We start from the raw sequence: 9,489 nt of genomic DNA, 5'->3' as shown, positions 1-9,489 counted from the left end.
GCCCTGCTCGTTGCCGCCGATGCCGGCTTTACCGTTGTGCAGGCTAAACCGCTGCGGGGCCGGCTGGCTGCCGCTGGTCGGACTGCCCTGTGCCATGGTGGCGTCAACGCGCGCACAGCGGCCGGTGAGGAACCGGTCTTTGGCGGTGCTCTTAATCAGCACCACCGCCGTCGGCGTCCAGCCCGCCAGTTTGACGAACACTTTGCTATCGGTATCGCTGCGCGCATCGACGCGCACCTCCAGCACCGGCGAACTGCCTTCCGCAGACCAGCTGGCTTCCGCCTTGCTGGTTTTGCGCTGCAGATGAATCACCGCGCGACCGCCGGTCTGTTTACCGCCCATCACGTCGAGCAGCGGCTGTTTGTCGCTGCCGTTGCTGAACTGCGACTGACCAAACAACTCGATCTCCCAGCTGTCACCCACGGTGGGCGAGTAAAAATTCCCCAGCTCGAACCAGGTGGCCTGATTGGTGTTGTTGGTCAGACGGAAACGCGACGTGATGTAGTTGTATTTCAGGCTGCCGTCGATGGCCACGCCGTAAGACTCCACCCGCGTTGAGCCCATCTCCCAGATATTCAGCCAGCGCTCGCCTTCCAGCGAGTTATCGATCCAGCTGCCAGACTGCAGATTGGTCTGGCGCATGTTGAGGCGGGAATTGCGCGCGTTCAGCGGGTTTTTGCAATCTTCCAGGCTCAGCGCATCAATAATCCACTGGCCGTTCGAGATGTCGCCGGGGTGCTCACTGTGCTCAATCCAGCCGTTATGAATGATCGACTGGCTGCAGCGCGGCAGGTTAAGTACCATGCCGCCGGTACAGCGCTGGGCGTTGAAGTTCGACAGCTCAATCGCCGTACTGTGGTCCCACGCACCCTGCTTCTGTCCGGACCAGCTGGCTTTGATCACGTCACCGGTACAGGTGTCGGCGTACCACTGGTCGATTTTGCAGTCCAGCGTATCCAGCAGGCTGATCGAGGTGCCGCCGACGCGGTTGAAGCGCAGGCAGGCACCGCGGAAGAACTGGCCGCCCGGACAGGTGTTGCGGAACAGCCCCTGTTTGTTTGGCCGCTTGTCGTTCTGACCGTTGAAGATTAGGTTGGAGATTTCGGTCCAGCGCGCATTCACCTGGAACAGGAATTCGGAACGACCGTCAGATACCAGCGTGGTCGCCGGGAAATAGCCGAAGTTAACCATCGCGCCGGAAATGCGGAAGAAGCGCTGCTGCTGATCGCCAAAGTCACAGCCGGTCACGAAGAAGGTGCCTGCCGGAAACTGCACGCAGATCTGCTGGTTAGCCTTGAGCGACCACTGATACATGGCTTTTATCGCCGGTGCCGTATCGGTTTTGCCGTCGGCGATGGCGCCGAAGTCAAACAGCGTCAGGCGGTTGAAATCTTCCACCACGCGGCGCCAGTAGAACCCGTTGCCGCTGAAAATCACGCCGCCATCATCTTCGCCTTCGCCATACACGCCGACGAACTCGCCGCCGCCCACTTCCAGCCCTTCGTGCCAGCTTTTCAGCTTGATTTTCGCCCCGGCAAACAGCGGTCGGGTTTTACGCAGCTCTTCCACCGACGGTATTTCGCCGATCAGCTGATAGCCGTTCGGCTGCGCCAGGCGCTGGCTGAAGTTGCTGGCGTTCGGGCGCGACACGTCGCTGATGGAAAACAGCGTATTGCCCTGGTTATCTTCCACCACCATCGAGTGCGCGGGATTGGCGATTAACGCGGCGTTATCGTGAATAAACTGGGCAAAGTTGCCTTTATTGAGCGCAATGGGCTGGCTCACCTGGGACACCTTACCGCTGGCGTCGCGCAGATACACCGGAATCTGGTTGCCGGCCTGGCTGGCATCTTTGCCTGCTGCGCCAATCCACAGTTTGCCCTCAAAGTTCTGCCAGAACTGCGGTGGCATGGTATAGACATTTTCCGGCGTCAGAATCGGCACATCGCCCGGCGGGACGCTGGAGGCATCAACCGCTTTCAGCGCCGGCTGACCACTTTTGGCGGCGTAACTGGAAAACGCGCTCACCGACAGCGCGGCAACAATGGAGGAGGCTGCAGTTTGCAAGACTTCTCTTCTTTTCATGCTAACAATCCCGTGGTCATGGGGCCGCATGGCGGCCGAAAAGGTATCCCCGAGGCACGATAAAAGTGGTTACACCAGCGCCAGCCAGCTCTGTTTGATCTGATTACCGTCAAACTTCAGCGCCGTCTCTTTGGTCTTTTCGCTCATGGCAAAGAACAGGCGATCGTCGCTGGCCAGCTGCTCCATGCGCGCCAGGAATGTGGCTTTGTCGTTCATTGGCACCAGGAAGCCATCTTCGCCGTGGTTGATGATCTCCTGCGGTCCGGTCGGACAGTCATAGGCCACCACCGGCAGCGACCAGGATTTGGCTTCCAGCAGTACCAGCGGCAGTCCTTCATAACGTGAGGTCATCAGCGCCATGTCGCTGTCGCGGTAGTAATCATTGATATTGCTAACTTTGCCGACAAAGTTAACGCTGCCGGTGATGCCCAGCGCCGCAGCCTGATCGTGCAGCTGCTGGCGCAGTTCGCCGTCACCGGCGATCACCAGCTTCCACTCCGGGTGTTTTTTGCTGAAGTCGGCCCAGATATCCAGCAGCAGGTCGAAGCCCTTCTGGTTATCAAGGCGGCCCACCGCCAGTGCCTGACGGCTGCGCGTCTCGCGCTGCCAGGATTTGTACACCACCGGATTAGGAATTTGCTGGCTGGGGATATGCCAGCGGGTGAAGACCTGATGGTCTTTGTCAGTCAGCACGATCACCTGATCGTAGTAGCGCAGCAGCAGCCACTTCAGCAGTTTGATCGGCTTGCTGAAGGAGTTAATAGCGATGTGCTCGCAGGCGTAGGCTTTGAAGGTTTTTTTCTTCATTGCCATCAGGTTCCAGAAGGCAAACATCACGCTCAGGCGCCCCATACTGATCAGGAATACGCTGTCGAAGCCCTCCTGATGGATGCGCGCCACGGCACTTTTAATCGGGTTGCTGTGGCCTTCGAAGCTGACAATCTCTTTCACCCGCTCAAACGGGTAAAAGGTTTTGCCGTGCCCTTCCAGCGAGTAAATGGTGACGGCATGCTCCTCACCGAGGCACTCCGACATGAAGTTGCAGATGTTCTCCGTGCCTGCGTAGGAGTAGGCATCCTTAATAACCAAAACAATCTTTTTCATCTGATACTTTTCACCTCAAATTGCTCAAATCCAGACCCAAGTCATTTGCGTTGCCGCAAGGCGGCAAGTGCGTTCATTCCCGGGAGCTTACTCAAGTAAGTGACCGGGATGGACGTGCGCAGCCAACGTAGCGGCAGCGCGAAGGACACAGGGTCTTAGCGATGTTTAAGGGTGAAAAGAACCCCATTCACCATATACCAGCCGTAATAGTAATAGATTTTTAAAGGATTGTTTTTATAGATAATTCTTAATAATTCGAGGTGCCATTTCGCCGCTTTATTTTTGTTACGCGACAGCGAATCGCCCAGCTCGTAGTAGTTGACCAGCGTCTTCTGGATCACCCGGGCTTGTTTGTAGCGGAGGAACAGCTCATAGAGGAACAGGAAGTCTTCATGGCCTTTACGCTGGAAGAAGATGCCCTGTGGCGGACGACGGAAACACACCGAGGAGAAGCAGACGCGATACTGCTTCTTCACGAAGTTTTCCTGCTGCAGATAAGGTTTGTTGTAATTGATGTCGTGATCGGCGGTTTTGGTTTTGTAGTGATAATGGGTGATCACAAAGTCGTCACCGGCGGCCAGCGCCGCGGCCTGTTCGGCCAGTTTCTCCGCGTGCCATTCGTCATCGCTGTCGAGAAACGCAATGATCTCCTCTTTGGCCGCGCGCAGACCCACGTTGCGCGTTTCCGCCGCGCCGAGGTTGACCTCGTTGCTGAGGATAGTGATGCGCGCGTCCTGGCAGTGCTCGCGCACAAAAGCGAGTGAATCATCGGTGGATTTATCATTGACCAGGTAGAGATGCCAGTCGCTGTAGGTCTGATTCACGATCGACTCAACCGCACGCAGCACGGTGTTGCGCGCGTTGTACATCGGCATCACGATACCGATGGTGCCAACATGATTTGTCATTTGTATACCCGGAGTGTCAGGAACCGAAAAAATGCTCCCGCTGCGGGAGCAAGTGAAAGTCATAAATCGATCAGGAAACCGCTCTTCGCCCCGTGAAGCGCGACTTCAGCTTATCGACCAGGCGATTGATGAAGTAGGCGCGGTTATCACGGTTGGTGAGGAAGAAGTAGCGCGCAAAACTGACGCTGGCCAGCAGCGAATTGCCATCCATTTTGTAGCGCAGCGGCAGCTTGAACGCTTTGTAGGTATGGATATCGCGCGCCGTCAGGTGCGGCTTCATGGTGTCGAGCCAGAAGAAGGAGTACTTCACCGACTCGCCTTTGTGTTTGGAACCAAATTTGGTCACCAGATGGTAGGTCGCCAGCGGTTTGGCGATCATCACAAATTCGTAGCCCATGCGGTCGGCGCGGATGCAGAAGTCATAATCCTGATGGCGAATATAGCGCGCATCAAACTGGATTCTGGCGGCATCTTCGCGCTTCAGCACGATGGTACTGGTCTGGATAAAGCCGTAACAGCCAAACAGGTACTCCGCCACGGTCTCGTTTTTACCCGGCGGCTGCATCGGCATCACTTTGAGAAAGCTGCCGTCCTGATGAATATTGACCTGGCTGAAGATGACATAGCGCGATTTACCCTGCGCTTCCAGCTTGCGGATGGTATCGCACACTTCCAGCAGCTTGTCCGCGTGCCACTCGTCGTCGGCATCGAGGAAGCTGATGAAGTCGCCCTGCGCCAGTTCAATACCTTTGTTGCGCGCGCCGGCACCGTTGAGTTTGACCTCAGACAGCTCCAGTTTGATGTCCAGATCCTGATAGCGCTCGCCGCGCACCACCTGCGCCAGTTCCGCGGCATCAGCGGATTTGTCATCCACGATGATGACTTCAAAGTTGCGATAGGTTTGCGCTTTGACGCAATCCAGCGTCGTGACAATCGATTTCGACGCGTTATAAGCGGGAATTACAATTGAGAAGCGGATGTCCTGCATTGCCAGCACCTCTTAAACAGCTGTTCCAGATTCAACGGTAACGCGAGCGGCCTGTAGAAAGGAATCGGCTTTGTTCTGAAAAATCATGCCGTTAGTATTCTTTTTCAATAAGACTTTTCGTACCGTCACGGAAATACCTAAGATTGTGCTGTGTGTATGTTGGATGGTGCAAAACGCACCGAAAAATTTAGTCGCCATGTATGGCGTCATGTCCGGCCAGGCGGTTTGCCGGTCGCCATCAATGACGTTATATCCGACAGAGCGGTTTTCCGGTCGCCATGAATGGCGACCCTACAGCGTCGGGTACGGTTCTGACCGTCAGTGCATGTATGCGCACGGGTAAAGAGGTCAATTCTCCTGCACCGTTCACGTAGGGTGCGCATTTATGCGCACCTCGCTAACGCTTTTTAGTCATAAAAAGGGGCGGAAAATCCGCCCCCGATAGTGCTTAGCTTTTGCTCTCTTTGCCGTATTCGTAGTTGTAATAGTCGTAACCATAACCATAGGCATTCGACGCTTTACGGACCACGGCGTTGAGGATGACGCCTTTAATCTCGATACCGTTTTGGGCGAAGCGCTTGTAGCTGACATCCAGCTCTTTGGTGGTGTTGGTTTCGAAACGCGCCACCATCAGCGAGGTACCGGCCAGCTTACCGATGATGGAAGCGTCGGTCACAGCCAGAATCGGCGGCGTATCGATCAGCACCAGGTCATAGTTCTTGCTCGCCCAGTCCAGCAGCTCCTGCATGCGACGATGCATCAGCAGCTCAGACGGGTTCGGTGGCACCTGACCGCGCGGCAGGAAGTCAAAACCGTACACGCCCTTCTGAATCATCGCCGGCGAGAACTCGCTCTTGCCTGACAGTACGTTAGACAGGCCGGTCTTGTTGTCCGCACCCAGCAGCTCGTGGGTATAGCCGCGACGCATATCACCATCGATGAACAGCACGCGCTGACCTGCTTTGGATACCAGCGTCGCCAGGTTGGCACAGATAAAGGTTTTACCAATACCCGGGCTGGCACCGGTGATCATCAGGATGTTGTTTTTCGCTTCCATCATGGCGAAGTGCAGGCTGGTGCGCAGGCTACGAATCGCTTCGATGGAGAGGTCAGTCGGGTTACCCAGCGCCAGCAGCGTGTTGTGCGGATCCGACTTCTCTTTGCTGCCGCGTCGCGCCAGCGCTTCGGTGTCTTTCTTACGCTGCCACTCGGAGAGCGGTACGCTGGCATAGACGTTCATGCCCAGCTCTTCCAGCTGCTCCGGATTGTCGATACCGTGGTGGAACAGCGCTTTCAGCAGCACCAGACCAACCGACAGCATCAGACCAACAATCAGGCCCGCAACAATAATCAGCAGTTTCTTCGGTGCCACCGGGCTGGTGCTGGTTTCAGCACGGTCGATGATGCGCACATCACCCACGGTGCTGGCCTTGCTGATGCCCAGTTCCTGCTGACGGTTCAGCAGCTGCATGTAGATTTCCTGACCGGCCTGCACATCACGCGTCAGACGCAGAATCTCCTGCTGGGTCTGCGGCATGGCCGAGATTTTCTTGTTCAGCTGCGCCTGTTCCGCTTCCAGCGTTTTGCGTTTTTCCAGCAGCGCGCGGTAGGTCGGGTGGTCTTTGGTGAACAGCTGGGAAACTTCGGCTTCACGGAAGGTCAGCTCGTTCAGCTGGCTCTGGACGCTAACGGACGAGTCGAGCGCCGATTTGGCTTCCAGTGACATGTCGACCGACTCGTTTTGACGACGGAAGGTGTTCAGCTTGTCTTCCGCATCGTCCAGCTTGGCACGCACGTTAGGCAGCTGGGTGCGCAGGAATTCGAGGCTCTTCTCCGCCTGCTCAGACTTACGCTCAACGTTCTGCAGCAGATAGTTGTTGACGATCTGGTTCAGCACGCGGCTCGCCTGCTCCTGATCTTCATCCTGGAACTCCAGGCCCAGCACGCCGGTGGTTTTGCCTTTATCGGCGACGGTCAGCGCGCCGAGTACGGTTTTAATCGCCTGCAGGTCGCTCAGCTTGGTGACGCTGAAGCTGGTGCCTTCGTCAGCCTGAATGCCGCTAACCAGCATGGTGACGTCGCCGTGCTGCTCCAGCTGACCGACGCGACCTTTGAACAGCTCGTCGCCGTCTTTGCTCACGGTATAGGTCTGCGGACCGGTGACTTCCAGCTCAACGGTACGTTTGTCGATGCTGCGCGGAATTTCCAGGCGTGAAATGGCAATCTGCGCCGGCTTGTTGCCCATCAGGCGCGACAGACCTTTACCGATTACCGGGAAGTAGTTTTGCTGAATGACCGTGTCCAGACCGAGGTCGTTAACGGTTTTACCAATCACCATGCGGGATTCGATGATCTGAATCTCGGTGTCTGATGCTGGCGTGGTCGGAATCACATCCTGTAATTCGTTCAGCACCGAGGCGGTGTTTTTCTGCTCCACCTGCACCATAGCGTCCGCGCTATAGATTGGCGTAGCAAACAGTGTGTAGAGCGTTGCCATCAGCATAAAGAAAGCGGTGACCGCCACGATGATCCAGCGATGATCGATCAGCTGTCCCACAAGATGCGCCAGATCCCATCCATTCGAATCTTCTTTTGGCGCAGTCATAACCTTGTTTTTGATATTCATGGATATTCCCAACTATCGGCTTAGTACGTTAACCCATTTCTGGGTAGCGTTTTCCAGTAACCCGTAAACCTCTTCAAAGGCCTCACGGCTTTTTTTGTACGGATCCGCAATTTCCTGTTGGTTAAGCCAGTGGCCCAGCAGCATGGTCTTCCCCCGCGCGGCCGGATCGATGCGATTCACCTGCTCAACGTGGCGCTTCTCCATTACCAGAATCAGGTCAAAGTCACGGCACATGCTGGCCGTTAACTGCTGAGCCTCATGACCGTCCAGCGAGACGCCATGTTCAGCGGCGACGGCGCTGGCCGTCTTATCCGCCGGGTGGCCCTTGAGGGCACCAAGACCGGCAGAAGCGATACGGGTATGCGGAAGTGCGCGTTTAAACAGACGCTCCCCGGTGGGGGAGCGGCAAATGTTGCCGACGCAGACGACTAACACTGACTTAATCATGGTAAAACCTTAGTCCGACCAGTTGCGGAAACGCAGCGCTGCGGAGCTTGCATCGTCGATACCCACGATGGTCGGCAGCAGTCCGGAAATCACGCGGTTCCAGCGGGTGATTGGTGTTGCGGTGACGTAGACAATGTCGTACGGCTCCAGTTGGAATTCGGTGCCCATCACCATCGACGCCGCATCTTTGGTGTTCAGCTGATAGATGTTGGCGATCTTGGTGCGGTTAGCACCGCGAATCGGACGAATGACAAATACGCCGGTGGCGTCAGAGGTGGTTTGATCCATGCCCTGTGCGTTACCCAGCGCTTCAGCCAGCGTCATGCCGCTGCGGTCCATCTTCAGCGTGGTCTGCTGTTTCACTTCGCCCATCACGAAGATCTTCAGATCGTCGTTACGCGGTACGTAAAGGATATCGCCCGGATAGAGCAGATGGTTCTGGCTCAGGTCGCCGTTTTGCATCAGCGCCTGCAGCGAAATGCGCTGCTCGCGGCCATTGTGCGTCAGCACCACGTTGCGCCAGTCGGCGTCGGCAGCAAGGCCACCCGCGGCGTTCACCGCATCCAGCACGGTCAGCGGCACGTTGGTGATAGGCTGCTGGCCGGAGGTGGTGACCGAACCAGTCACGTAGGCTTTCTGCGAACGGAACGCGGCCACATTGACATCCACCTGCGGACTTTCAATGAACTGCGCCAGACGACGCGCGATTTCACTGCGGATTTCCGTCACGGTGCGGCCTGCAACGCGTACTTTACCGATGTACGGATAGAAGATGGTACCGTCTGCCTGCACCCAGTTACCGGTGTCGCTGGCGCTACGGTACTGACCGGCCGGCGTGGTCAGCTCAGGGTGATCCCATACGGTGACGTTCAGTACGTCGCCGATGCCAACGCGGTATTGATAGCTCTGAATCTCGTTCTGCAGCAGCGGGTTAGCCTGAGCAACCAGCGGCTTCGGACGCATCTGTTCAACCAGACGCGGCGTCAGAGGGAAGACGTTAACGTATTTGTCGATGTCAAAATTGCTATCCTGTTGCTCAATGACATCTTTTCCGCTAGTGGAAAGGTGCGAACCTGGTTCGATGGTGCACCCGGAGAGGAAAGTCGCGGATACCAGTAACGGTATCAATTTAGTTTTCATTATCATCTGGTTCTTCGCTATCAGTTAATGATTGATAGAGGCGAAAACGCCGCTGTGTAAGCGTCTAACAAAAATAAAGGCAAGGAATTAAACACTGAAACTGAGGTTCATTATCATTAGCTCCCTGGTTTATGTTGTCATCCTGATTGCAGACGACTTCAATTAAAGTGGGTTATCGTTAAGCGGCTTAA

7 protein-coding genes are annotated in these 9,489 nt (G+C 56.0%); all 7 read right to left on the bottom strand.

Annotated features, from left to right (window positions below):
• A partial coding sequence (locus ERD80_RS12255) for a phage tailspike protein (protein WP_136547081.1) occupies window positions 1-2,085 on the bottom strand: 2,085 nt, incomplete at its 3' end.
• Between the two features lie 69 nt (window positions 2,086-2,154).
• Window positions 2,155-3,189, bottom strand: a complete 1,035-nt coding sequence (locus ERD80_RS12250; RefSeq protein ID WP_021509330.1) for a glycosyltransferase — start codon at window positions 3,187-3,189, stop codon at window positions 2,155-2,157.
• Between the two features lie 155 nt (window positions 3,190-3,344).
• Window positions 3,345-4,097 carry a glycosyltransferase family 2 protein gene (locus ERD80_RS12245; RefSeq protein ID WP_058769966.1) on the bottom strand — a complete coding sequence of 251 codons (753 nt, stop codon included), beginning with the start codon at window positions 4,095-4,097 and terminating at the stop codon, window positions 3,345-3,347.
• Between the two features lie 70 nt (window positions 4,098-4,167).
• Window positions 4,168-5,085: a glycosyltransferase family 2 protein gene (locus tag ERD80_RS12240; protein ID WP_058757292.1), complete on the bottom strand. Its 918-nt coding sequence runs from the start codon at window positions 5,083-5,085 to the stop codon at window positions 4,168-4,170.
• Window positions 5,086-5,533: 448 nt separating this feature from the next.
• Window positions 5,534-7,711, bottom strand: a complete 2,178-nt coding sequence (wzc, locus tag ERD80_RS12235; RefSeq protein WP_021509327.1) for a tyrosine-protein kinase Wzc — start codon at window positions 7,709-7,711, stop codon at window positions 5,534-5,536.
• A gap of 12 nt (window positions 7,712-7,723) precedes the next feature.
• Window positions 7,724-8,158 (bottom strand): protein-tyrosine-phosphatase, encoded by a 435-nt coding sequence (locus ERD80_RS12230; protein WP_021509326.1) that lies wholly within the window; start codon window positions 8,156-8,158, stop codon window positions 7,724-7,726.
• A gap of 9 nt (window positions 8,159-8,167) precedes the next feature.
• Window positions 8,168-9,298, bottom strand: coding sequence for a polysaccharide export protein (locus ERD80_RS12225; protein ID WP_031280061.1), 1,131 nt, complete (start codon window positions 9,296-9,298; stop codon window positions 8,168-8,170).
• Window positions 9,299-9,489 lie beyond the last annotated feature (191 nt).

Origin of the sequence: Pantoea sp. R102 (genome assembly GCF_004916815.1) — a bacterium.
Lineage (GTDB): Bacteria > Pseudomonadota > Gammaproteobacteria > Enterobacterales > Enterobacteriaceae > Pantoea > Pantoea dispersa.
The sequence above is the reverse complement of the archived record's forward strand: the minus strand, read 5'-3'. Positions and strand labels throughout refer to the sequence as shown.